This window comes from Deinococcus aquaticus (assembly GCF_028622095.1).
Taxonomy (GTDB): domain Bacteria; phylum Deinococcota; class Deinococci; order Deinococcales; family Deinococcaceae; genus Deinococcus; species Deinococcus aquaticus.
In genome coordinates this window covers 1,189,982-1,211,766 of sequence record NZ_CP115165.1, presented here as the reverse complement: position 1 = coordinate 1,211,766, position 21,785 = coordinate 1,189,982, and the positions used below count along the sequence as shown (strand labels likewise).

General features: G+C 70.0%; 24 protein-coding genes. 11 read left to right on the top strand and 13 right to left on the bottom strand.

Going from position 1 to position 21,785, the window contains the following annotated elements:
* Positions 1–101: 101 nt before the first annotated feature.
* Positions 102–821: a hypothetical protein gene (locus M8445_RS05925; protein ID WP_273990371.1), complete on the bottom strand. Its 720-nt coding sequence runs from the start codon at positions 819–821 to the stop codon at positions 102–104.
* A 225-nt stretch (positions 822–1,046) separates the two neighbouring features.
* Positions 1,047–1,964, bottom strand: a complete 918-nt coding sequence (gene fba, locus M8445_RS05920; RefSeq protein WP_189066372.1) for a class II fructose-1,6-bisphosphate aldolase — start codon at positions 1,962–1,964, stop codon at positions 1,047–1,049.
* 132 nt (positions 1,965–2,096) lie between these two features.
* Between fba and M8445_RS05915 the strand changes: the two genes are divergently transcribed.
* The 4 genes from M8445_RS05915 (at position 2,097) to M8445_RS05900 (ending at position 5,432) form a co-directional block, all read left to right on the top strand.
* Positions 2,097–3,320, top strand: coding sequence for an aminotransferase-like domain-containing protein (locus M8445_RS05915; RefSeq protein ID WP_273990369.1), 1,224 nt, complete (start codon positions 2,097–2,099; stop codon positions 3,318–3,320).
* Between the two features lie 28 nt (positions 3,321–3,348).
* A complete protein-coding gene (gene murI, locus M8445_RS05910; RefSeq protein ID WP_273990367.1) occupies positions 3,349–4,233 on the top strand; it encodes a glutamate racemase in 885 nt (294 codons plus the stop codon).
* Entirely contained in the window at positions 4,230–4,997 is a 768-nt protein-coding gene (gene rph, locus M8445_RS05905) for a ribonuclease PH (RefSeq protein ID WP_273990365.1), read from the top strand. Before murI ends, rph begins: the two co-directional genes overlap by 4 nt.
* 78 nt (positions 4,998–5,075) lie before the next feature.
* Positions 5,076–5,432, top strand: coding sequence for a DoxX family protein (locus M8445_RS05900; protein ID WP_273990363.1), 357 nt, complete (start codon positions 5,076–5,078; stop codon positions 5,430–5,432).
* Positions 5,433–5,503: 71 nt separating this feature from the next.
* Here M8445_RS05900 and M8445_RS05895 read toward each other — a convergent pair whose 3' ends face one another.
* The 6 genes from M8445_RS05895 to M8445_RS05870 form a co-directional block, all read right to left on the bottom strand.
* Positions 5,504–6,439, bottom strand: a complete 936-nt coding sequence (locus tag M8445_RS05895; RefSeq protein ID WP_273990361.1) for a magnesium transporter CorA family protein — start codon at positions 6,437–6,439, stop codon at positions 5,504–5,506.
* Between the two features lie 307 nt (positions 6,440–6,746).
* Positions 6,747–6,983, bottom strand: a complete 237-nt coding sequence (locus tag M8445_RS05890; RefSeq protein WP_273990359.1) for a ferredoxin — start codon at positions 6,981–6,983, stop codon at positions 6,747–6,749.
* Between the two features lie 140 nt (positions 6,984–7,123).
* Positions 7,124–7,912, bottom strand: a complete 789-nt coding sequence (locus tag M8445_RS05885) for an NTP transferase domain-containing protein (RefSeq protein ID WP_273990357.1) — start codon at positions 7,910–7,912, stop codon at positions 7,124–7,126.
* A 71-nt stretch (positions 7,913–7,983) separates the two neighbouring features.
* A complete protein-coding gene (locus M8445_RS05880; protein ID WP_273990354.1) occupies positions 7,984–9,378 on the bottom strand; it encodes a sensor histidine kinase in 1,395 nt (464 codons plus the stop codon).
* A gap of 7 nt (positions 9,379–9,385) precedes the next feature.
* Positions 9,386–10,048: a response regulator transcription factor gene (locus M8445_RS05875; protein WP_273990353.1), complete on the bottom strand. Its 663-nt coding sequence runs from the start codon at positions 10,046–10,048 to the stop codon at positions 9,386–9,388.
* 34 nt (positions 10,049–10,082) lie between these two features.
* A complete protein-coding gene (locus tag M8445_RS05870) occupies positions 10,083–10,445 on the bottom strand; it encodes a DUF1232 domain-containing protein (RefSeq protein ID WP_273990352.1) in 363 nt (120 codons plus the stop codon).
* Positions 10,446–10,870: 425 nt separating this feature from the next.
* Here M8445_RS05870 and rplU point away from each other — a divergent pair, with 425 nt between their 5' ends.
* The 3 genes from rplU (at position 10,871) to obgE (ending at position 12,968) form a co-directional block, all read left to right on the top strand.
* Positions 10,871–11,173 (top strand): 50S ribosomal protein L21, encoded by a 303-nt coding sequence (gene rplU, locus M8445_RS05865; RefSeq protein WP_273990351.1) that lies wholly within the window; start codon positions 10,871–10,873, stop codon positions 11,171–11,173.
* A gap of 14 nt (positions 11,174–11,187) precedes the next feature.
* A complete protein-coding gene (gene rpmA, locus M8445_RS05860; protein WP_273990349.1) occupies positions 11,188–11,463 on the top strand; it encodes a 50S ribosomal protein L27 in 276 nt (91 codons plus the stop codon).
* A 164-nt stretch (positions 11,464–11,627) separates the two neighbouring features.
* Entirely contained in the window at positions 11,628–12,968 is a 1,341-nt protein-coding gene (gene obgE / locus M8445_RS05855; RefSeq protein ID WP_273990348.1) for a GTPase ObgE, read from the top strand.
* A 70-nt stretch (positions 12,969–13,038) separates the two neighbouring features.
* Here obgE and M8445_RS05850 read toward each other — a convergent pair whose 3' ends face one another.
* A complete protein-coding gene (locus M8445_RS05850) occupies positions 13,039–13,530 on the bottom strand; it encodes a DUF3105 domain-containing protein (protein ID WP_273990346.1) in 492 nt (163 codons plus the stop codon).
* 202 nt (positions 13,531–13,732) lie between these two features.
* The gene (locus M8445_RS05845; RefSeq protein ID WP_273990344.1) at positions 13,733–15,193 is read right to left on the bottom strand and encodes an MBL fold metallo-hydrolase RNA specificity domain-containing protein; all 1,461 of its coding nucleotides are present in this window, start codon (positions 15,191–15,193) and stop codon (positions 13,733–13,735) included.
* A gap of 264 nt (positions 15,194–15,457) precedes the next feature.
* On the opposite strand from M8445_RS05845, the gene M8445_RS05840 reads away from it, so the two are divergent.
* The 3 genes from M8445_RS05840 to M8445_RS05830 all read left to right on the top strand — a co-directional run bounded on the left by M8445_RS05840 (position 15,458) and on the right by M8445_RS05830 (position 18,054).
* Positions 15,458–16,573, top strand: coding sequence for a GGDEF domain-containing protein (locus M8445_RS05840; protein WP_273990343.1), 1,116 nt, complete (start codon positions 15,458–15,460; stop codon positions 16,571–16,573).
* Positions 16,574–16,648: 75 nt separating this feature from the next.
* Positions 16,649–17,146 (top strand): universal stress protein, encoded by a 498-nt coding sequence (locus M8445_RS05835; RefSeq protein WP_273990342.1) that lies wholly within the window; start codon positions 16,649–16,651, stop codon positions 17,144–17,146.
* Positions 17,143–18,054, top strand: a complete 912-nt coding sequence (locus M8445_RS05830) for a lactate/malate family dehydrogenase (RefSeq protein WP_273990340.1) — start codon at positions 17,143–17,145, stop codon at positions 18,052–18,054. The genes M8445_RS05835 and M8445_RS05830 overlap by 4 nt, the downstream gene beginning before the upstream one ends.
* Here M8445_RS05830 and M8445_RS05825 read toward each other — a convergent pair.
* From M8445_RS05825 to M8445_RS05815, 3 genes are all read right to left on the bottom strand, one after another.
* Positions 18,026–19,207, bottom strand: a complete 1,182-nt coding sequence (locus tag M8445_RS05825; protein ID WP_273990338.1) for an LptA/OstA family protein — start codon at positions 19,205–19,207, stop codon at positions 18,026–18,028. The genes M8445_RS05830 and M8445_RS05825 overlap by 29 nt on opposite strands.
* A gap of 145 nt (positions 19,208–19,352) precedes the next feature.
* Positions 19,353–20,252 (bottom strand): LptA/OstA family protein, encoded by a 900-nt coding sequence (locus M8445_RS05820; protein WP_380090856.1) that lies wholly within the window; start codon positions 20,250–20,252, stop codon positions 19,353–19,355.
* 15 nt (positions 20,253–20,267) lie between these two features.
* Positions 20,268–20,879: a hypothetical protein gene (locus tag M8445_RS05815; protein WP_273990336.1), complete on the bottom strand. Its 612-nt coding sequence runs from the start codon at positions 20,877–20,879 to the stop codon at positions 20,268–20,270.
* A 91-nt stretch (positions 20,880–20,970) separates the two neighbouring features.
* Between M8445_RS05815 and M8445_RS05810 the strand changes: the two genes are divergently transcribed.
* The gene (locus tag M8445_RS05810) at positions 20,971–21,741 is read left to right on the top strand and encodes a TatD family hydrolase (RefSeq protein WP_273990335.1); all 771 of its coding nucleotides are present in this window, start codon (positions 20,971–20,973) and stop codon (positions 21,739–21,741) included.
* Positions 21,742–21,785 lie beyond the last annotated feature (44 nt).

Here is a 21,785-nt window from a genome sequence, read left to right as displayed (position 1 = left end):
ACCCAGCGTAGGCGCCCGGGCGTGACTCGCTCTGAAGGGAGCGTGAGGAAACCTTGACGTGGCGTCAGACGCTGGTCAGCGGGGCCACAGGGGCGGGCCGGTCAGCGGGTGTACTCGACGATCAGTTCGCCGGTGTCGGGGACGCGGCGGATCATGCTGGTGCGGGTGTAGCTGAGGACGGTGCGCCCTCCGGCCAGTTGCAGCAGGCTGAGGGTGCCGCGCACGCCGTAACCAGTGGTGGCGTTACTGCCGGTCATGCGCCACTGGAATCCGCCGCGGACATCCAGGCCCTGATCCGGGTTGTCGCTGGGGGTGACGGTGGTAGGGCGGGCCGTGAACCCTTCCGGGCCGCGCATCTCGCCGGTTTTCAGGTCGATGGTCACGCCGCGCAGGACGCCGTCCATGTTGGGTCCGTCGCCGAAGGCGACCTGGGTGGCGGTGCGGGTGACGGCCAGCCGGAAGGTCCTGCCGGTCGAGGCGAGCGTCTCCTGGAAGATCAGGTAGCGTTTGAATTCGTCCCGGGAGATGCCCAGCCGCTGGTCGTAGGTGGGGGGCACGCCGCGCGCGGCACTAACGATGACCTGCTGGAGGGCCTGGGGGTTGCCACCCACGCTGGCGACCCGCAGTTGCAGGTCCACGGTGGAGATGCTGGGCCGACGCTCGAGCAGCGTGACGGTCTGCGCGCTCAGTGGGAGCAGCGCGGCGAGGCGGGGTTGCCACCCGGCGGGCAGGGCGGGTGGGCTGGCTGTGCTGCTGCCCTGCCCGGTCGTCAGCAGGCCGAGCGTCAGTACCAGGGCGGGGAGCGGCGAGAGCACCTTCATGCACTGGCGAGCATAGTGCGCCATGGTGAGAATTCTCCGCTGCACAGGCGGGGTTTTCTGAACCGGACGTCAGTTGATCGTCAGGTTGTGGTGGCCCCGCCGGGGGTGGGGGGCGGGGGATGGGCAGGCCGGGCCAGGAGCGGGGGGGGACGCTCTCACACCACCCCCCACACCACATGGAAACAGAGGCGGCACGGGGCCGCCTCTGCTGCCTGGGAGGAAGGGTCAGGCCTTGCCGACGCTGCCGAGCACGCCGAGTTTGTGCTCGATGACCTGGGCCATGACGTCGCGGGCCGGACCGAAGATCTTGCGGGGGTCGAATTCCTTGGCGTTGGCGGCCAGGGCCTCGCGGATGCCGACGGTGCTGGCGAGGCGCAGGTCGGTGTCCACGTTCACCTTGGCGATGCCGAACTGCGTGGCGCGCTGCAGGTCCTCGTCGGCGATGCCGGCGGCATCACCGATCTCGCCGCCTGCCTTGCGGAAGCGCTCGACGATTTCCTGCGGCACGCCGCTGCTGCCGTGCGCGACGAGGGGAATGCCGGTCAGGCTGGCGATCTTCTCGATGCGGGCGTGGTCGATGTAGGGGCGGCCCTTGCCCTTGAACGCGCCGTGGCTGGTGCCGATGGCGATGGCGAGGTAGTCGGTGCCGGTCTGCTCGATGAACTGCACGGCTTCCTCGGGGTCGGTCAGGAAGGCGTCTTTCTCGTCGACGACGATGTGCTCCTCGATACCGCCGAGGCGGCCGAGTTCGCTTTCCACGCTGATGCCCATGGCGTGCGCGGCTTCCACGACGCGTTTGGTTTCCTTGACGTTCCCGGCGAAGTCGTGGTGCGAGGCGTCGATCATGACGCTGGTGAAGCCCATCTTGATGGCTTTCAGGGCGCTCTCGTAGCTGCTGCCGTGGTCGAGGTGCAGCGCGACGGGCACGGTGGCGCGCTTGGCGAGGTCGATGACGATGTTGGCGAGGTCCTGGCCGCCGTACTTGATGGCGCCCTCGCTCATCTGCACCATGACGGGGCTGCGCAGCCGCTCGGCGGTGTGGATGATCGCCTGGGTGATCTCCATGTTGTTGGTGTTGAACGAGCCGACGCCGTACTTGCCGGCGCGGGCGGGAACCAGAATGTCATTACCGGTGACGAGCATGAAAAGACCTCCTTACAGTCGCCTTTCACTTTACCTGCCGGAACTGACCGGATGCCGGGGCCGTCCACATGTCTGGGCCGGGAACAATAGACAGGTCGGCAGTGGCGCGGGCCTGGGCGTAGCATGGCGGGCATGAGTACCGGCCCGACCGTTCCGACCCTGGACCTTCACGCGCGGCTGTCTGCGCGGGCGCGCAGCATGAACGCCAGCGCCATCCGCGAGATCCTGAAGATCACGCAGCAGCCGGACGTGATCAGTTTCGCCGGGGGGCTGCCCGCCCCGGAACTGTTCCCGATGCAGGAGGTGCGGGACGCCACGCTGGCCGCGCTGGACCGCTACGGCCCAGCGGCGCTGCAGTACTCGACCACCGAGGGGCACCCGCCGCTGCGCGAGTGGATCGGCGCGCAGGCGGGCATCCCGGCGGGCAACGTGCAGATCGTGACTGGCAGCCAGCAGGGCCTGGACCTGCTGGGCAAGATCCTGATCGACGAGGGGGACGTGGTGCTGGTGGAGGCTCCCACGTACCTGGGTGCGCTGCAGTCCTTCCAGCCGTACGGCCCGCGCTACGTGCAGGTGCCCACCGACGAGGAAGGCATTGACGTGGAGGCCCTGGCAGACCTGCTGCCCGGCCTGAACGCCAAGGTGCTGTACGCCGTGCCGAACTTTCAGAACCCGACCGGGCGCACCCTGAGCGCCGGGCGACGCCGCCGCCTGGTGGAACTGACCGCGCAGCACGGCGTGCTGCTGATCGAGGACGATCCGTACGGCGCGCTACGCTTTACCGGCGAGCCCGCCCCCAGCCTGTACAGCCTGGGCCTGGAACTGCACGGCCATCCGGACCGCAACCACGTGATCTACAGCAGTTCGTTCAGCAAGACGCTGGTGCCGGGCCTGCGGGACGCGTGGGTGCAGGCCGCCGCGCCGGTCATTGCCAAGCTGATTCAGGCGAAGCAGGGCGCGGACCTGCACACCCCCACCCTGAACCAGATGATCGTCACGGAACTCGTGCAGGACGTGCTGCCCCGCCAGATCGAACGGGTCCGGCAGGCGTACGGCGAGCGCGCGGGCCTGATGCTGGACCGCATCCGCGCGGACTTCCCGCAGGGCGTGCAGTACACCACCCCGCAGGGCGGCATGTTCCTGTGGCTGACCCTCCCGGAAGGCGTGGATACGCAGGCGCTGCTGCCGCGCGCGGTGGAACGCAAGGTCGCGTACGTGCCGGGCAGTCCCTTCTACGCGCTGGGCGGCGGCCAGAACACCATGCGCCTCAGTTACAGCAACGCCACGCCCGAGCAGATCACGCAGGGCATCCGCGCGCTGGGTGACACGCTGCGCGGGGCGCTGGCAGAACGGTAAGGGGGGCGGCCCCGTATCATCAGGCGCGATGAGTGACGCACCGCTTGGCGTGTTCGACAGTGGCGTGGGAGGCCTGAGTGTCCTGGCGGACCTGCGCCGCGAGCTGCCGGGCGAGGACCTGCTGTATCTGGCGGACACGGCGCACGTGCCGTACGGGGCCCGCCCGGACCACGAGATCCGGGACCTGACGGACCGGGCGGTCTCGGCCCTGCACGCGCGGGGCGTGAAGGGCGTGGTCGTGGCGTGCAACACGGCGTCGGCGTTCAGTCTGGGGCACCTGCGGTCGCGCTTCGAGATGCCGATCATCGGGCTGGTTCCGGCCGTGAAACCGGCGGTGCTCTCGACCCGTTCGGACGTGGTGGGCGTGCTGGCCACGCCGGGCACCATGCGGGGCACGCTGCTGGCCGACGTGATCCGCGAGTTCGCGGACCCGGCGGGCGTGCAGGTCATGAAAGCCGTGAGTACCGAACTGGTGCCACTGGTCGAGGCGGGGCAGGCGGACTCCGCGCGGACGCGCGAGGTGCTGCGCGAGATCCTGACGCCGCTGGCGCAGGCGGGCGCGGATCAACTGGTGCTGGGCTGCACGCACTACCCGTTCCTGGCGGGCAGTATCCGCGCCGAGTTCGGGGACGCGTTCACGCTGCTGGACAGCGGTCCGGCGGTCGCGCGGCACACGCGGCGCGTGCTGACGGAACGTGGGTTGCTGTCCGGGCGGGAGGCGGGCGGTCAGGAACGCTTCCTGGTGACGGGGGACGTGGAGAGGGCCGCGCCGGTCATCGCGGCGCTGCTGGCCGCCAGCGGGAATGGGGGCAGCCTTCAGGGTGGCGGCGGGCAGGGCAGCGGGCAGGCCTATACTGACGGTCAATCCAACCGGGCGGCCCCGCTGCCCAGAATTGAGTCCACTGACACATGAGCACACCATCCAAAGGCCCCAGCAGCAAACCCCAGCCTCTCCCGGTCCGTGAGGGCCGCACCCTTCTGGAGCCGCGCCCGCTGACCGTCAAGCGCGGCGTGAACCCGCACGCGCCGGGCAGCGCGCACCTGATCATGGGCCGCACCGAGATCATGGCGACCGTCAGCATTCAGGACAAGGCCGCGCCGCACATGCGGGGCAGCAAGGAAGGCTGGCTGACCGCCGAGTACTCCATGCTGCCGCGCGCCACCACCGACCGTCAGGCCCGCGAGCGCAACCTGCAGGACGGCCGCCGCTACGAGATTCAGCGGCTGCTGGGGCGCGCGCTGCGGGCCAGCATGGACCTGCGGCACTTCCGCAACCAGACGCTGTACGTGGACTGCGACGTGCTGGTCGCGGACGGCGGCACGCGCGTGGCGAGCATCCTGGCGGGGCACGCGGCGCTGCATGACTTCTGCGACCGCCTGATTCAGAAGGGGCAGCTGACCGAGTGGCCCATCGCGCACAACGTGGGCGCGATCAGCGTGGGCCTGCTGGGCGATGAGGTCCGCGTGGACCTGGATTACGCCGAGGACCGGGTCGCGCGCGCGGACCTGAACGTGGTCGCCACCGACACCGGCCTGATCATCGAGGTGCAGGGCGGCGCCGAGGAAGGCGCGCTGACGCAGGAGGAGTACGTGCGGCTGCTGTCCACCGGGGCGTTCGCGGTGCAGGGCGTCATGGCGGACCTGACCCGGCAGCTGTCGGTCATTCAGGGCATGTGAACGTCCTGCCCGCCTCACCACCCTGGGCGGGGCGGGCGGCTGCGCTAGACTCCGGGACAAGTTCCAAGGAGGTTACCCATGAGCGTGACGAAATTCATCGGGCGGGCGCTGCTCGCGAGCATCTTCATCAAGAACGGCCTGGATCACCTGCAGAACCCCGACCCGATCGTCCGGGCGGCGCGTGGGGCCGAGGTGCCCGAGCCGGAACTGGCCGTGAAGGTCAACAGCGGCGTCATGGTCGGGGCCGGCGCGCTGCTGGCTGCCGGACTGCTGCCCCGCGCCGCCAGTCTCGCCCTGGCCACCAGCCTGATTCCCACCACGGTCATCGGCCACCCCTTCTGGGACAAGGACGGCAAGGAGCGCGCGCAGCAGCAGGGTCAGTTCCTGAAGAACCTCGCGCTGTTCGGCGCGCTGCTGTACGTCAGTAAAGAGTAGAAAGTGAACAGTCGATGGTTGATGGACAGGTCGCTCCTTCCATCAACCATCACCCATTCATCATCAACCCCTTACAGCACGCGCAGGCGGTAGAACACGCCGGCCACGGCGATGGCCAGCGCCACGGCGAGGCCCAGCACGATCCAGATGCCTTCTGGGTTGTTCTGGAACGGGATGGGTACGTTCATGCCGAAGATGCTGGTCACCAGGGTCGGGATGGCGACCAGGATGGTGGTCACGGTCAGGACCTTCACGACCTGATTGACGTTGTTGCTGATCACGCTGGCGAACGCACCGGCCATGCTGGTCAGGATGTTGCTGGCGATGCTGGCCATCTCGATCGCCTGGAGATTCTCGATCAGCACGTCGTCGAGCAGGTCGCTGTCTTCCTCGTACATCTCGAAGATGCGGTCGCGTTTGACGCGTTCCATCATGGCCTCGTTGGCTTTCAGGCCGGTCATGAAGTACACGAGGCTCTTCTCGATTTTCAGGAGGTTCAGCAGTTCGCGGTTCTGCTGGCTGTTCTCCAGTTTGTCCTCGATGGCGTCCACGCGCTTGTTGATCTGCCGCACGTCAATGAGAAAGCGCTGGGCGTTGCGCAGGAACAGTTGCAGGGTCAGGCGGTTTTTCTTGCTGGTACTGACGCGCCGCACGAGCCCGCTGACGACGTCCTTCACGACCGGGTTTTCCGGCAGGGCGCACACGGTGACCACGCAGTGATCGGTGTGCAGGATGCCCAGCGGCACGGTGTCGTAGGGGATGTCGCTCTCCTCGGGCAGGCGGTAACTGGTCTGCATGATGATCAGCAGTTGCCCGTCCTCGCGCTCGAAACGGGAGCGTTCATCCGGGTCGAGGGGGTACGACAGGTAGTCGAGGTCCAGGCCGGTTTCGCGGCTGATGCGGCCCAGTTCCTCGGTGGTGGGGTCGGCGGCGTTGATCCAGCAGCCGTCGACGTACCCGTCAGTGGTGGTGAGTTTCCCGCCGATGCTGCGGTAGTAGGTCAGCATGCGGCGCGGCCTGCGGGGGGTGTGTGGCGCATGGCGCGTCCTCCAGGGAATGAGCGGGCGTGACCGGGGTGGCCTGTCCGGTGCGGGGCAGGCTGGAACTGGGCGGTTCGGCGTCCAGCGGTTCGGGGTTCACGTCTGTCACCTCCTGGGGCGCGCCGCTCCGGGCAGAGTGTGGGCGCAGCGCCGGTCATGCTAGCCCTGGCAGGGCAGACAGGGCAAGGGGTCCGGGGGGTGTGGGGGCCGGGCCACAGAAAACTCCCGCCGGGCGCGGTGGCCGGGCGGGAGCAGCTGAAGCGGTGTTGGGCGCTTACAGGCCGAAGTAGACGCGGTTCTTGACGATGAATTCTTCCTCGCCGCCGGGGACGTCCTCTTCGGGGAAGATGGCGCTGACGGGGCAGGCGGGCACGCACGCGCCGCAGTCGATGCACTCGTCGGGGTGGATCAGGAACTGGTCGCCGCCGTCGTAGATACATTCCACCGGGCAGACTTCGGTGCAGGCCTGGTCCTTGACGCCAATGCAGGGGCTTACGATCACGTGAGGCATGGGGAACAGTATGCACACCCGCGCGGACCGCCGCAAGGGCAAAGGCAACACAGGTTTTTGACGTTCAGGCGCAGAAAACCGATCCTTTTACTCGGGATTGGGACGCGGTTCAGGGTCGCCTGAGAGCCCGCCGGGACCGTTCAGGACAGCGGCGCGCCTTTCAGGGCCGCCTCGGCCAGCAGCAGATCGGCGTCCTTGTCCACGTCGGTTCCCACGGCGGCGTGCGGGGTGATCAGGGCGCGGGCCTTCACGCCCAGCAACGCCGATACCTTCGTCTCCAGCGCCGCGACGGTCAGGCGGCCCGTCACGAGCCGCAGCAGCACGCCCGGCCCGATCAGGCCCGCGAGTTTCAGCGGGGCCTTGCGGGCTGCGAGGACATCGCGCAGCCTCGGCAGGAACTGCCCGATCAGCGCCGGGTCCAGGATGAACAGGTTCCCGCCCGTGAACGTGCCGTCCTTCAGGCGTGCGTAGGTGCGTTTCACGCCGGGGTACGCGGCCTCGCAGACCTCGCGCCGCACCACCGGGTACACCAGGGCCGCGTCCAGCGGGGCGCTGTCCAGCACACTGCGAATCTCGTCGGGCCGCAGCATGGGCACGTCGGCCGTGACGACCAGCACCCGCTCGCCCGGCTGCAACCCGGCGGCGCGCAGGGCCTCCACGCCCGCCTCGAGGTTGCTGAGCAGCGTGCCGTGATCGGTCACGCGGGCGTCCACGAACGCCTCCAGCTCCGGGGTGATGGGACCCACGTACGCCACGCGCGCCACCCGGCCACTCCCACGCAGGGCGCGCAGGACGTGCAGGGCCATGGGTTCGCCCGCCACGGGAATCAGGGGTTTGACCTTCACGCCGTGCGCCGCCGCGAAGGGATCGCCGGGATCACCGCCGCCCAGGACCACGGCGCTCCAGCGCGTTGCATCCGCCTTTGTCATTGCTGCCCAGCGTAGCAGACGACCCGCCGGGCACCCAGAACCCCGGCAGGCCTGCACTCATGGCAGCCTGGTCAGCCGGGCAGGTGCAGCGTGGCCGTGAACCCCCGCCCCGGCGCGCTGTCCAGATCCAGCGTGCCGCCGTGCAGCGTGGCCACGTGCCGCGCCAGCGCCAGCCCCAGCCCGTGCCCGCCCACCCCGGACGCGTCGGCCGTGCGGCTCACGTCCGGGCGGTAGAAGGCCTCACCCAGCCGCGCCAGGGTCGCGGCGTCCACACCGGGGCCGTCGTCGCGCACGGTGACGGCCGCGCCGCCCGGCACGGCCCGCACGGTCACGGTCACGGTCGCCTGCGGCGCGTGCCGCACGGCGTTGGTGGTCAGGTTCCAGATGGCCTGCCCCAGCAGCACCCGGTCGCCCGGCACCGTGACCGGCCCGCTGGCCGCGAGGTCCACGTCGGCCAGCGGGTCCAGTTCACGGGCGCGGTCCACGGCGTCCGCCGCGAGGTCCAGCAGCGGCACCGGCGCGCGCTGCACCGCCCCCGGGTCACGCGCCAGCAGCAGCAGGTGGTTGGCCAGCGTGGACAGCCGCGTGATGTCCGTCCCGATCTCACGCAGGTCCGCGCGGTACCGCCCGGCGTCCCGGTCGCGGGCCAGGGTGCCCTCCACGCGCGCAGTCAGGGCCGCCAGCGGCGAGCGCAGGTCGTGCGCGGCCGCCCGCAGGAACCCCTGCTCGCGGTCGCGGGCGTCCGCCAGGCGCGCGAACGCCTCCTGCATGGTCAGCGCCAGCCGCGCCAGCTCGTCCCCGCGCCCCGCGCCGGGCAGCGGACGGCGCAGGTCCCCGCCCTCCCCTACCGCCCGAGCCGCGTTCTCCAGCGTCCGCACCGGCCGCAGCAACCGCCCCGCCACCACCCACCCGACCAGCAGCGAGAACAGCAGCGCCAGCGGCAGCAGCACCGTCAGCGCCTGCCCGAACGCCCGGCGCGCGTCCGTCAGCGCGCGGGCGTCCACCGCCACCTGCAACTGCACGCTGCGGCCACCCACCCCCCGGACCAGAATCAGGTGCTCGCCGTCCCGGCTGAGGTACGCGCCCGGCCCGGCCCGCAGGTCCAGCGGCACGCCCTGCGGGAACGACCGCGTCCCCACCGACGCCAGTTCAGCCGCCTGCACCGCCACCAGCCGCAACTCCACGCCCCGGCGGTCCACCTCGTCCGCCACGCGTTCCAGGTCCGACTGCGACACGGTCGCCACGCCCAGCAGCGACCGCAGAGGGTCGTCATCCTCCCGCGACGGGCGCAGCAGTCCCTCCACGCGGCCCTGCACGGCCCCCACCACGCTCAGCAGCCGCTGCTCCTGCGCCTGCCGCAGGAACCCGTTCACCGCCCAGAACAACCCGGCCGCGACCAGCGCCACCGCCAGCCCGGTCGCCAGGGCCGCCCACAGCGCCAGCCGCGCCCGCAACGTCAGCTTCACGTGATCCTCAGCGTTCCACGCGGTACCCGCGCCCACGCTCGGAACTGATCGCCTCGGGCGCCAGTTTGCGCCGCACGTACCGAACGTACACATCTACGATCCGCGCCTCTCCACCGAACTCCGGGCCCCACACGCGGTCGATCAGGTCCTCGCGCATGAACCACCGCTCGGGCGACAGCGCCAGCGCCTCCAGCAGCGCGTACTCACGGCCCGTCACGGCCACCTCCGCGCCGTCCCAGGCGACCGTGCGCGCCACCGTATCCAGCGCCCCGCGCCCACCCGCGAACGCCACGCGCGGCGCCCCAGCCCCCCGCTCGCGGCGCGACAGGGCCCGCAGCGTCGCCAGCAGTTCCGGCACCGCGAACGGCTTGACCAGATACGCGTCGCCGCCCAGATCCAGGCCCTCCACCCGGTCACTCAGTTCACCACGCGCCGTCAGGAACAGCACGGCTGAATCCACACCCTGTTCACGCAGTTCACGCGCCACCTGAAAGCCGTCCATACCCGGCAGCATCACGTCCAGCACCACCAGCGGGAACTCGCCCATCACGGCCGCCTCCAGCCCCTCCGGGCCAGTCTGCGCCCACGTGACGGCGTACCCGGCCTCCCGCAGCGCCTCTGCGGTCGGCTGCGCGATCCGGGCGTCGTCCTCCACCAGCAGCAATCTCATGAAACTCAGTGTACGCGGGGCGGTTAAGGGGGAGTTAGGCGCCCAGCGCCCGCCACAGCAGCCAGCCGCCGAGGGTCATGAGGAGCAGCAGGGCCACGATCCCGGCGGGGATCAGCCAGGGCAGGCGGCGCTGCACGCGCAGGCTGCGGCCGCGCGCCTGGGTCAGGACGGGTTCCGGCAGGGTGCGGGCGGCCAGGGCCAGCAGGGTGGGCACGATCAGTACGTCGTCCGCGACGCCCAGCACCGGGGTCAGGTCGGGCAGCAGGTCCAGGGGCAGCAGGGCGTAGGCGACGGCCAGGGCTGCCATGAGTTTTGCGCCTGCGGGTGTGCGGCGGTCCCCGAGGGCCAACAGCAGGGCCAGCGAGTCGCGCCAGCCGGAACGGATTCGTGCGATCACGCCCCTCAGTACGCGGTCCGGGGTGCGGGAGTTGCCGGAGGTGGCCCGTGCCCCAGCCGGGTGGTATGCTGGGTGGGTCCGCTGCGCCGGCGCCCGCTCTCCGGGTGAAGGCCAGCGCTGGAGGTCAGGAAACAACTGACTCGCGTCCGCGCGAGTTCACGTGTACCGCGAGGACACGTCACTGGAACCGGGAACACGCACGCAACGAATACGACTGGCTTCCTGCGTGACAGGTGCCGGTGTTGCCTGCCTTGCCCTGCGTTCCGGCTCCTGAGTTCCGGACACCGGGTGTGTTCTCGCGCTACCGATTGCGGCCCGGTTGTGGTACAGTTCTTGCTTGGTGACCCGCCCCTCGTGGTGGGTGCGCAACAAGGTCCAAGCCGTCCGGGGCAGCGATTCCCGGCCGTGCGGCAGGAGGAATCACAATGTTTGCAATCATTCAGACCGGCGGGAAGCAGTACCGCGTTCAGGAAGGCGACGTGCTCCGCGTCGAGAGCCTGAAGGGCGAAGCGGGCGACAAGCTCGACCTGACTCCTCTCTTCGTGGGTGGCGACAAGGCCCTGTTCGGGGACGCCGTTGCCAAGTTCATCGTGAACGCCGAAGTGGTCGAGCACGGCCGCGGCGAGAAGATCTACATCCGTAAGTACAAGAGTGGCGTGCAGTACCGCCGCCGCACTGGCCACCGCCAGGACTTCACGGCCATCAAGATTCTGGGCATCAAGGGCTAAGGGAGCATACCGACATGGCACACAAGAAAGGCGTAGGTTCGTCCAAGAACGGACGTGACAGCCAGCCCAAGTACCTGGGCGTGAAGAAGTTCGGCGGCGAGCAGGTGCTGGCCGGTAACATTCTGGTCCGCCAGCGCGGCACCAAGTTCAAGGCCGGCCCGAACGTGGGCATGGGCCGCGACCACACGCTGTTCGCTCTGGAGCACGGCAAGGTCGTGTTCACGAACCGTGGCGCGAAGGGCCGCTTCATCAGCATCGAAGCTGTTCAGACCGAACTCGCCGCTGACTGAGACCCTGCGGGGTCACAGGCAGCCAAGCGCCCTGCCCCGGTAAAGGGCAGGGCGTTTTTTACGGTTCCTGCGCGCAGCGCAGATCCGGATTGCAGGACAGCAGGTGCAGGGTGAGGACGGTGCCGCGTGGCACGCACCTTGCCCCGAAGGGAGAGGTGAGTGCAGTGGCTTTTCGTGACGTACTGAATATCGAGGTGGCCGCCGGGAACGGCGGGGACGGCAGCATGAGCTTCCACCGCGCGAAATACATGGAGAAGGGCGGCCCGGACGGCGGGCACGGCGGGAAGGGCGGCAGCATCGTGCTGCGCGCCATCGAGGGTGTGGAGTCGCTGGAGCGTCTGCTGGGCCGCCGCAAGTTCAAGGGCCCGAACGGCGCGTACGGCGAGGGCCGTCTGCGCCAGGGTTCCGACGGCGAGGACATCTACATCGACGTGCCGGTGGGCACCACCGCCTTCGATGAGGAGAGCGGGAAGGTCATCGCTGACCTCGTGCGGGTCGGGCAGACGAAGGTCATTGCGCGCGGCGGTCTGGGCGGGCGCGGGAACAGCACCTTTACCAGCAGCACCCGTCAGGCCCCGCGCTTCGCGGAGCTGGGTACGCCCGGCCAGAAGCGCCGCGTGCGCCTGGAACTGCGCCTGATCGCGGACGTGGGCCTCGTGGGCTACCCGAACGCCGGGAAGAGCAGCCTGCTGGCGGCCCTGTCGCGCGCCAACCCGGCCATCGCGGACTACCCGTTCACGACCCTATCGCCCATCCTGGGTGTCGTGGACCGCGTGGACACGCACGGCAGTCCGCTCGACGAGCGCCTGACCCTGGCGGACATTCCGGGCATCATCGAGGGCGCCAGCGAGGGCAAGGGGCTGGGCCTGGAGTTCCTGCGGCACATCAGCCGCACGCGCGTGCTGGTGTACGTGCTGGACGTGACCCGCGACCCCGTGGGTGAACTGGCGCAGCTGCAGTCCGAGTTGCGTTCCTACGACCCCACGCTGCTGGAGCAGGTCTCGCTGATCGCGCTGAACAAGGTGGAACTGGTCGACGAGGACCTGGCCGTGATGGTCGAGGACGAACTGATCGGGTCGGGCCTGCCGGTCCTTCAGGTGAGCGCCAAGGAAGGGCAGGGCCTGAACGAACTGCGCGAGTCGCTGTTCCAGCTACTGCCGGACCGGGAACTGTGGGCGCAGACGCACGCGCTGGACATCGAGCCAGACGTGATCCGCGAGGCTCCGCTGAGCCTGGAGTTCCGCATCGACCCGGCCGCGCAGGGCGTGGGCATCATCAGCGACGGTCAGCCCGAGCGGGTCTGGAAGGTCGTGGGCGGGGGCTTCGAGGAACGCATCGTGCGCTTCTCGCGGTACCTGGAGGAAGCCTCGGAGTACCTGGGGAACGTCTTCAAACGCCAGGGGCTGTACAGCGCCCTGAAGCGGGCCGGAGCGCGCGAGGGCGACACGGTCGAGATCGGGCCGCACCGCTTCGAGTACTTCGACGAGGACGAGAACAAGGGCTGAACCTGACCAGAGAGAGGGCCGGAAGCAGACTGCTCTGCCTCCGGCCCTCTCTGTGTGCTGCCTGCCCGCTTCAGCGGGTGCCGCTGTACCCGCCGCTGCACGCCGCGCCGCGTTCCGGGGCGGTCGCGCCCTGCTCGTACTTGTCGAGGAAAGCTTTCAGGCGGGCGTCGTCGGCCTTCTCGACTTTCAGCTGGGCACCCCAGGCGCTGATGGCGACCGGTGTGTCCAGGCCCTCGTAGGGGCTGAGCAGGGTGTAGGGGCGGCCGTCCACCAGCTTCTTCAGGGTGTCGAGCCCAGCGGCGTCCAGGTCCGGGCGGTAGGTGACCCACACCGCGCCGTGTTCCAGGCTGTGCACGGCGTACTCGTTGTACAGGGCGCTGCTGTACACGCCGCAGTTCTGCCAGACCGCGTTGTGCGGCCCGCCAGCCGGGGGGGTTTCGGCGTACACCAGCGAGCCACTGCGGTGGTCACCGGCGGGGTACGTGAAGGTCTGGAGGCCGTCGATGCCCCCGGAACCGCAGGCGGTCAGGGCGAGCAGCAGAAGAGGCAGGGCGCGTTTCATGGACGTTCAGCGTACCGCGCGCCCGCCTGCCATGCCCAGGGGCATGTCTCCCGCCCTGCCCCTTATACGGACTGCCGTCTGTTTCGTTAACAACCCGGGACAGCACCGGGTTGCCAATTCCACGTCCGGCAGTCTGGTTCGCTTCCACTCGCGTCCGCTCGGATGGAACAGTTTTTGCAAACCATTCCATCGGAGTCCACCCTTACTCGGTGCTCTCGGCGTGCGCGCCGCGCGGCGGGGTGGGCACGAAACCGGGGGGGCGGCCGTCCGGGTAGCCGGGGCCGGTCAGGTCCACGGGCTGCCGGTCCGGGACGATGTCGCCCTTCAGGCCGCGCGCGGCGAGGACCGGCAGGAACGAGTCCATGACGTCCGGTTCGCCGTGCACCAGCCACACGTGCGGCGTGCCGGCCGTGGACAGGAAAGCCAGCAGGTCGTCCTGATCGGCGTGCGCGGAGAAGCCGCCGATGGTGTGGATGTGGGCGCGCACGGCGATGTCCTCGCCCATGACGCGCACGTGGTCCGCGCCGGTCACGATGCGCCCGCCGAGGCTGCTGGGCGACTGGTACGACACGCTGATCAGGCTGGTACTGGGTTTCCAGAGGTGATGCTTGAGGTGATGCTGAATACGGCCGCCGGTCATCATGCCGTTCCCAGCCAGGATGATGGCGGGACCGTCGTAGCGGTTGATGCGCTGCGATTCGGCGCTGGTGGGCACGACGTGCAGCGTGCTGGGCCGGAAGGGGTCCTCGCCGGCGCGCAGGGCGTCCCGTACTTCCGGGATCAGTTCGTCCCCGAACTCGAAGTACTCGTGCGTGGCGCGGGCCGCCATGGGGGAATCCAGGAACACCGGGATGCGCGGGACCTCGCCGGCGTCCATGAGGCCCTTGATGGTGTGCAGGATCGTCTGGGTGCGTTCGATGGCGAAACTGGGAATCAGGATCTTGCCACCCTGCGCGGCCGCCTCACGCAGCGCGTCGCGGAACTCGGCGAGCGTGGCGTTCCAGGCGCGGTGGGTGCGGTTGGCGTAGGTGCTTTCCAGGACCACGGCGTCGGCGTGGGGTGGGGGCGTGAAATCCAGTTGCAGGCCGCTCTCGCGGTTGCCGAGGTCGCCGCTCATGATCAGGCGGGCGTCACTGCTCTCGATCAGCAGGTAGGCGCTGCCCAGGATGTGCCCGGCCCGCTGGGGCGTGACGCGCACGCCCGCCACGGGCGTCGTCTCGCCGAAGCGCAGGCCGGGGCGCAGCAGGGCCAGGGCGCGGTGCACGTCCTCCTCGCCGTACAGCGGGGGCGGCACCTGCTCGTCGGGAATGCCCTGGCGGCGGGCGCGGCGCAGGTCGTGCCGGTAGCCGTCCACCTGAAGGCGCGCGGAGTCCAGCAGGACCGTCTCGGCCAGCGCGGCGGTCGGTTCGGTGCAGTGAATGGGCCCCCGGTACCCGAGTTTCACCAGCAGCGGCAGGCGGCCCACGTGGTCCAGGTGCGCGTGCGTGAGGATCACGGCGTCCAGGCCGGCCACGTCGAACGGCAGGGGCTCGCGGTTGCGGGCCTCGAGTTCGTCGTTGCCCTGGAACAGGCCGCAGTCGATCAGCAGGTGCCGGCCGTCCAGCGTGAGCAGATGCATGCTGCCGGTGACCGTGCCCGCCGCCCCGAAACTCTGAAGTTGCATGGCGCAGTGTACCCAGCGCGGAGCGCGCCCGTGACTGCGTACCCCGCCGGAGGGCCGCCCACCGGCTGCCCCCACGGGGGAGAAGGCGGGTCACATCCCTCCCCCACTCCGGGCTGCGCAGACCCTCCCAGACGCGTTTCACCGATCTGGGCAGCCCGGCCGGAGCGGCAGTCAGGGCCGCGCGCAGACAGAATTCTGTGCCGCGCCGCGCCGGATCATGAGGGCGTGACGGGCCGGAGGACACAGATACAGGACGCGGAAGCCGTGCGTCGCCGGGCCTACGTGCTCGCGGCGCTGGTGTCGGCGGCCGCGCACCTGGGCATCCTGGCTCTGAAGGTGCCGCGCGGCGAGTGGCAGGACCTGCCGTCGTTCCTGACCGGGCTGGTCGTCTCGGTGCTGGTCGCGTGGGCCCTGACATGGGGACGTCTGCCGACCGCGCAGCTGAACGCGCCGGTGGCGGCGGCCGTGACCCTGGCGACCACCGTCGAGTTCCTGCCGCTGGTCTCTGCGCCGGCGGTCGGCACGCAGGCGTACCTGACGTTCGTGGGCACGGTGGCGCTGTGGTTCGGGCTGCTGCCGATCCGGCTGGCAGCGGTGCTGTCCGGCACGGCGTACGCGCTGTTCGCGGCGCTGATCCTGACCCGCCCCGCGCCGGACGTGACGCTCCTGACGTACCTGGCGTGCATCACCATCGTGGTGGGCATGGTCGCCAGTTTCGGGCAGCGGGTGATCACGTACCAGCAGGAGGCCGCGACCTTCCAGCAGGACGCCCTGACCGACCCGCTGACCGGCCTGCCCAACCGCCGCGCGCTCCTGACCCGCCTGCACGCCATGTGGAGCGCCGGGACCGGCTTCGCACTGCTGATGCTGGACCTCGACCACTTCAAGGCCGTGAACGACCGCTACGGGCACACGGCCGGTGATCAGGTGCTGGCCGGGACGGGCGCGGCCCTGCTGGCCCTGATCGGCCCGGACGGTCCGGACCACACCGCGCTGGCCCGCTGGGGCGGCGAGGAGTTCATGCTGCTGCTGCCGGGGGCCACGGCCCGGCAGGCGTACGCCGTCACGGACCGCCTTCAGGGGGCCGGGCTGATCCTGGGGGCCGGGTTGCCGCGCGTGACGTTCAGCGCCGGGGCGGCCCTGTCGCACGAGGCCGCCACCCTGGACGCCCTGCTGGAGCGGGTGGACGAGCGCCTGCACGCCGCCAAGGCCGCCGGGCGGCGGCAGGTGTGCTGGACTGCCCCGGCCCCCGCTCAGGCCGGTCCGTCTGCCCTGCCCGGCCTGGATTCCCCTGGCACCAGCGCCCCCAGGGAGCACGCGCCCCCCGGCACGGACGCCTGCACAAACGCCTGCACAGACACCTGCGCGGACGCCCACTAGGGTCATCCGGGGCAGGCCTTTAGTTGCCCTTCAGGTTCAGCCGCGCCCCTCACGGGACGGGTGTACGTTCAGGGCATGATCGACCCCACCCAGTCCGCCCTGAACGCTGCCACGACCACCGCACCGGCCGGATTCCAGCGGATCGTGGTGGGCGTCGACTTCTCCGAGTCCTCGAGTCACGCGCTGACTACCGCCCGTAGCCGGTTTCCCGGCGCGACCCTGCGGCTGGTGCACGTGACCGACGCCCGCGTGACCGCCGCGCCCGACCTGATGGGCGGCGTGACAGCCGCCATGCCCGACCCGACGCTGCTGCACACCCTGGAAGACGCCGACGCGGCCCGCATGCAGGGCGTGGCGCAGGCCGGCGAGGAAACTGAACTGATGGTCGGGGACCCCGTGACCGGCCTGCTGGAAGCGGCGGGCCGCTGGAACGCGGACCTGATCGTGGTCGGCACGCACGCGCAGGGTGCGCTGGAGCACTTCTTCCTGGGCAGCACCGCCGAGAAGGTCGTGGCCCGCAGCCCCATTCCGGTGCTGACCGTGCGCCGCCGCACCGGGAGCGGCCGGGAGTGAAGGTCGGGATTGTCGGGGCGGGACTGGTCGGCGCGACCGCCGCGTACGCCCTGACGCTGCGCGGCTCGTGCAGCGAGATCCTGCTGACCGATCAGGACGAGGCCCGCGCCCGCGCCGAGGCGCAGGACATCGCGCACGCCTCGCCGGTCAGTCACGGCACCCGGGTCGGCAGCGGCCCCCTGGCGGACCTGCGGGGCAGCGCGGTCGTGATCGTCGCGGCCGGCGCGAACCAGAAGCCCGGCGAGTCCCGCCTGGACCTGCTTCAGAAGAACGCCGCCATCTTCCGGGAGTTGATTCCGCAGATCGTGGCCGCCGCGCCGGACGCCCTGCTGCTGATCGCCACGAATCCGGTGGACGTGCTGACGGACCTGACGGTGCGCCTCGCGCCCGGCGTGGCCGTGATGGGGTCCGGCACGGTCCTCGACAGCGCCCGGTTCCGGCACCTGATCGCCGGGCACGCCGGGGTGGACGGCACGCACGTGCACGGATACGTGCTGGGCGAACACGGGGACAGCGAGGTCATCGCCTGGAGTACCGTCACCGTGGCGGGCCTGCCGGTCGCGGACTTCATGGCCGCGCGGAACCACGAGTGGACGCCCGACATCCGCGCGCAGATCGAGGCGGACACGCGCGGCGCGGCGGCGCAGATCATCAGCGGGAAACGCGCCACGTACTACGGGATCGGCGCGGCCCTGGCCCGCATCACCGAGCGCGTACTGGGCGACCGGCGGGCCGTGCTGACCGTCAGCGCCCCCACCCCCGAATTCGGCGTGAGCCTGAGCCTGCCGCGCGTGGTGGGGCGCAGCGGCGTGCTGGACACGGTCCTGCCCGCCCTGACTGATACGGAACGCGCGGAACTGGCCGCCAGCGCCGGCGTGCTCAGGGAATCGCTGGCGACCCTGGACTGACCGGCCCAGGATCGACGGGGGCCGGGTTCACTGGAGCTGGATTCACGGGAGGCAGCGGGTCAGTCGGTACGGGACTGGCCGGTTGTCCTCCGGCCGGAGCGGCGGGCGCGCTGGCTGGCGTTGCGCTGCCCGGCGCCGCCACGTCCGGCGTGTCGGTGTCCGTGAACTCGCCCGTGATGGTGCTCCCCTCGGCTTTCATGGCGTACACCTCGTTGCGGTCCAGGTCGTACACGATCACCCCGGCACGCAGGGTGTCGCCGCCCTTGACGCTCTCGGCGGGCTGTTCGGCCGTGCCGTACAGGCGCGCCACGTTGCGCGTGTCGTCGTACTCGACCCGCGCGGCGCGGCTGACCCGCCCGCCCGCCGAGTTGAACACCACGTTCCCGACCAGGGTGGTCTTCTCGTCGTCCACGCTGACCTCGATGCGGTCACTCTGGCCGGTCAGGGGGTCGGTATCGCTGCGGCGCGTGAACTTGATCGGCCCGTCGATGCGGGCCACGCCGTCGGCGCTGTCGTACACCAGTTTCTGACCGCGCAGTTCCGTGCGGCCCTGCGTGACCAGCACGGTGTCCGGCGCGGGTTTCGGGACGGCCTGCACCTCGCAGCGGGTCAGGCGGTCCTTGGTATCGGGCGGCACCTCCTCACGTTCCAGGAAGCGGCCCGTACCGGCGCTGGCCTCCACACGGCCGTCGCTGCCGTCCTGCCCGTCTTTCGGGGCATTCTGCGTGACCACGGCCAGCGGCACGCGAATCACGTTCTTGTCGATGGTGATCTGCACGCCGCCCGCGCCGGTCTCACTGAACACCGCCAGGGTCGGCGCGCCCTCCGGGTCGTCCGGGAGCGGCTGGCACAGCGCGAACACGCCTGTGGTGTCGTCCGTGCCGGTCTTCACGATCAGGATGCGGCGGTCCTTGCCGTCCTTCTCGCTGCGGCGCACCAGGGTCAGGCTGGCCTGCTCTGCACCGGCCTCCGGCGCGGCGTCCGGAGTGGGCGACGGTTGCGGCGCCGCCCCAGCAGGTACGGCCGTCTGGGTGGGGGCGGACTCGGTGGGCGGGCTGGGCTCGGCCTGCTGCGCCCGCCCGCCCGGCACCACACTCGCGGCCGCCAGCAGCGCGGTCAGGAGTGCGGCGACGGTCAGGCGGGAACGGGGCATGCGCGCAGTTTATACGGGTTCCGTCTGTTTCGCTGACAACCCGGAACATCGCCGGGTTCTCAGCTCCACGCCCGGAACCCGCTTCTCTCCCACTCGCTTCGCTCGGATTGAAGGGTCTTGACAGCCCCTTCAACCGGAGTCCGTATTACTTCTCGCCGCGCAGCTTGAACTGCTCGGCTGGAACCTTGTACGCCGAGTTCAGGGCGCGCACGCGGCCCAGGTCGGTGCGCTGCTCCAGGTAACCGCTGGCCGGGGCCTTCACGGTTACCTTGCTCTTGCTGTCCACGCTGACGGCGTTCCCGACCACGTACGCCACGTTCTTGCGGTCGTCGTAGTACACGGCGTCGCCGGTGGTGGTGGTGGTGCCCTGCACGAGTTTCACGCCGCCGCGCACGTACAGCGTCTTGGTTTTGGTGAGCGCGCGGACTTCCTGGCCGGTGATGACCAGTTCCTTCTGGTTGCCTTTGGCGGCGCGGGTCAGGCTGGGTTTGCCGGTCAGCTGGGCCAGTTCGCGGTCCTCGTCGAACACCAGCTTGTCGGCCTGTCCGTTCTGCGTGCCGGTGGACAGGGTCACGCCGCCCGTGCTGGTGGACACGTTGTTATCCACGTCTAGGCTCATCTGCGCGGCCTTGATGCTGACGGTGTCGCCGTCCTCTTTCTTCTCCGGGACGAAGGTGGCGCTGGCGTTGCCGCTCAGGACGCCCTGACCGGTCGTCTCGTCGTACGCGAGGGACGTGCCGGCGGCGCTGAGGCGGCCGCGCGTGACCTTCACGGCGCCGGTGAAGTTCGCGGTGCGTTTGCCTTTCGCCTCGATCAGCGGCGTGCCCTTGGGCGCGGCCAGCACGGCCTGGGAGGCCTCGATGTTCAGGGTGCTGACCTTCGCCTTCACGGGACTGCCGGTGAAGGTCAGTGGGCCGTTACGCACGTCGCCGCGCGGGCCGCCCTGAATGGTGATCAGGCGGTTGGTGGCGTCGGCCTGCGCCAGCACGGGCGCGGCGAGGGTCAGGAGGGCCAGCAGGGACACGGTCTTGGTACGGTTCATCATGGGGCTCCTTGAAGGTCAGGCTCCGGGAACGCGCTGGCCGTTCTCGCAGCGTTCCGTGCCGTCCAGGTCGTATTGCACGGTCGAGGTGTCGTTGTCGGAGTCCTCGATCTTGAAGTCGAAGCTCATGCGGAGTTTCTCGACGTGCCCGGTCATGAGCGGCGAGTCGAGTTCCGCGACCGGCGCGCTGAAGCCGCTGCCCTGCTCGATCTTCACGGGCGTCTGCTCGGTGCCCTGAAGGTCGATGTCGGCACACTGCTGCACCAGCGTGATGCGCGCCTGACGGGTCGTCATGTTGTCCTGCCCGTCGATGGTCAGGTCCGGGGCGCTCAGGGTGGCGTCCAGAGTCTGGCGGCCCGTCAGGCGGCCCGAGGCGTCCCGCTCGCGCAGCAACCGCCGGCCCTCGCCCAGCTCCGTCAGGCGCGTCTCGCTGAGCAGCGGGTCATTCGTGACCTGCCCCGCCCGGAACTGCCACACGGCGTCCGGGTCCCGTGACGGGTACAGGCTGAGCTGCACGCCGGACAGGACCGCGCCGGTGGGCACGGTCGTCCGGTCCGCGCCGGGCAGCAGCGCGAAGATCAGGGCGAACCCCAGGATGCCCGTCAGGGCGTACAGGCCGAGTTTCTGCACGGGCGCACTCTAGCGCGCCCCTCTCATGAGAGTGGTGGGGATTGGGTGGGAGGCACCCCGCCCCGCACGCCACGCGCTTACCCTGGGCGGCATGATCGACTCTCACACCCACCTCGACTACATCGACGATCCGGCCGGCGCGCGCGGCGAACTGGGCCTGAACGCCATGATCTGCATCGGCGCCAGCCCCCAGCACGCCCGGAACGCCGTGGCCCTGGCCGAACAGTTTGAAGACGTGTACGCCACGGTCGGCCTGCACCCCACCGACACCGACGAGGACAGCCCGGACGCCCGCACGCAGATCGAGGCCCTGCTGACTCACCCGCGCGTGGTCGGCGTGGGCGAAAGCGGCCTGGACGATTACTGGGACGACACGAAACGCGCCGCGCAGGTCTCGGCCTTCGAGTGGCAGCTGGACCTCGCACGGCGCAGCGGCAAGGTGCTGGTCATCCACACGCGCGACAAGGCCGGGCAGGACAGCGCCCACCAGGGCGTGATGGACGTGCTGCGCGCGTGGCCGGACGTGCCGATCATCCTGCACTGCTTCAGCGGGCACGCGGACCTGCTGCGCTTCGGGCTGCAACGCGGCGAGCACACGTACTTCGGTTTCGCCGGGAACACCACATACAAGAACGCGCAAGAGATCCAGGCAGCGGCCCGCGACCTGCCCCTCGCCCGGATGCTGCTGGAAACCGACGCGCCCTTCCTGGCTCCCGTCCCGAAGCGCGGCAAGCCCAACCGGCCCGGCTACGTGCGCCACACCCTGGAATTCATCGCGGCCCTGCGCGGCCAGGACCCCACCGAACTGGAAGCCGCGACCGACGCGAACACCCGCCGCGCCTACGGCCTGACGCTGGAGTGAGGGATGGACATGATGCCTCGACTTGAGATGCATCCAATCCAGAG

Bases quoted from the DNA above. Each gene is read 5' to 3' on its own strand.
- rplU (WP_273990351.1), top strand. From the start codon at position 10,871: ATGTTTGCAATCATTCAGACCGGCGGGAAGCAGTACCGCGTTCAGGAA.
- rph (WP_273990365.1), top strand. From the start codon at position 4,230: ATGAGCACACCATCCAAAGGCCCCAGCAGCAAACCCCAGCCTCTCCCG.
- M8445_RS05895 (WP_273990361.1), bottom strand. From the start codon at position 6,439: ATGCTGACCTACTACCGCAGCATCGGCGGGAAACTCACCACCACTGAC.
- M8445_RS05825 (WP_273990338.1), bottom strand. From the start codon at position 19,207: ATGCCCCGTTCCCGCCTGACCGTCGCCGCACTCCTGACCGCGCTGCTG.
- M8445_RS05925 (WP_273990371.1), bottom strand. From the start codon at position 821: ATGAAGGTGCTCTCGCCGCTCCCCGCCCTGGTACTGACGCTCGGCCTG.
- M8445_RS05835 (WP_273990342.1), top strand. From the start codon at position 16,649: ATGATCGACCCCACCCAGTCCGCCCTGAACGCTGCCACGACCACCGCA.
- M8445_RS05845 (WP_273990344.1), bottom strand. From the start codon at position 15,193: ATGCAACTTCAGAGTTTCGGGGCGGCGGGCACGGTCACCGGCAGCATG.
- rpmA (WP_273990349.1), top strand. From the start codon at position 11,188: ATGGCACACAAGAAAGGCGTAGGTTCGTCCAAGAACGGACGTGACAGC.
- M8445_RS05915 (WP_273990369.1), top strand. From the start codon at position 2,097: ATGAGTACCGGCCCGACCGTTCCGACCCTGGACCTTCACGCGCGGCTG.
- M8445_RS05885 (WP_273990357.1), bottom strand. From the start codon at position 7,912: ATGACAAAGGCGGATGCAACGCGCTGGAGCGCCGTGGTCCTGGGCGGC.
- M8445_RS05875 (WP_273990353.1), bottom strand. From the start codon at position 10,048: ATGAGATTGCTGCTGGTGGAGGACGACGCCCGGATCGCGCAGCCGACC.
- M8445_RS05820 (WP_380090856.1), bottom strand. From the start codon at position 20,252: ATGATGAACCGTACCAAGACCGTGTCCCTGCTGGCCCTCCTGACCCTC.
- M8445_RS05890 (WP_273990359.1), bottom strand. From the start codon at position 6,983: ATGCCTCACGTGATCGTAAGCCCCTGCATTGGCGTCAAGGACCAGGCC.
- M8445_RS05810 (WP_273990335.1), top strand. From the start codon at position 20,971: ATGATCGACTCTCACACCCACCTCGACTACATCGACGATCCGGCCGGC.
- fba (WP_189066372.1), bottom strand. From the start codon at position 1,964: ATGCTCGTCACCGGTAATGACATTCTGGTTCCCGCCCGCGCCGGCAAG.
- murI (WP_273990367.1), top strand. From the start codon at position 3,349: ATGAGTGACGCACCGCTTGGCGTGTTCGACAGTGGCGTGGGAGGCCTG.
- M8445_RS05850 (WP_273990346.1), bottom strand. From the start codon at position 13,530: ATGAAACGCGCCCTGCCTCTTCTGCTGCTCGCCCTGACCGCCTGCGGT.
- M8445_RS05900 (WP_273990363.1), top strand. From the start codon at position 5,076: ATGAGCGTGACGAAATTCATCGGGCGGGCGCTGCTCGCGAGCATCTTC.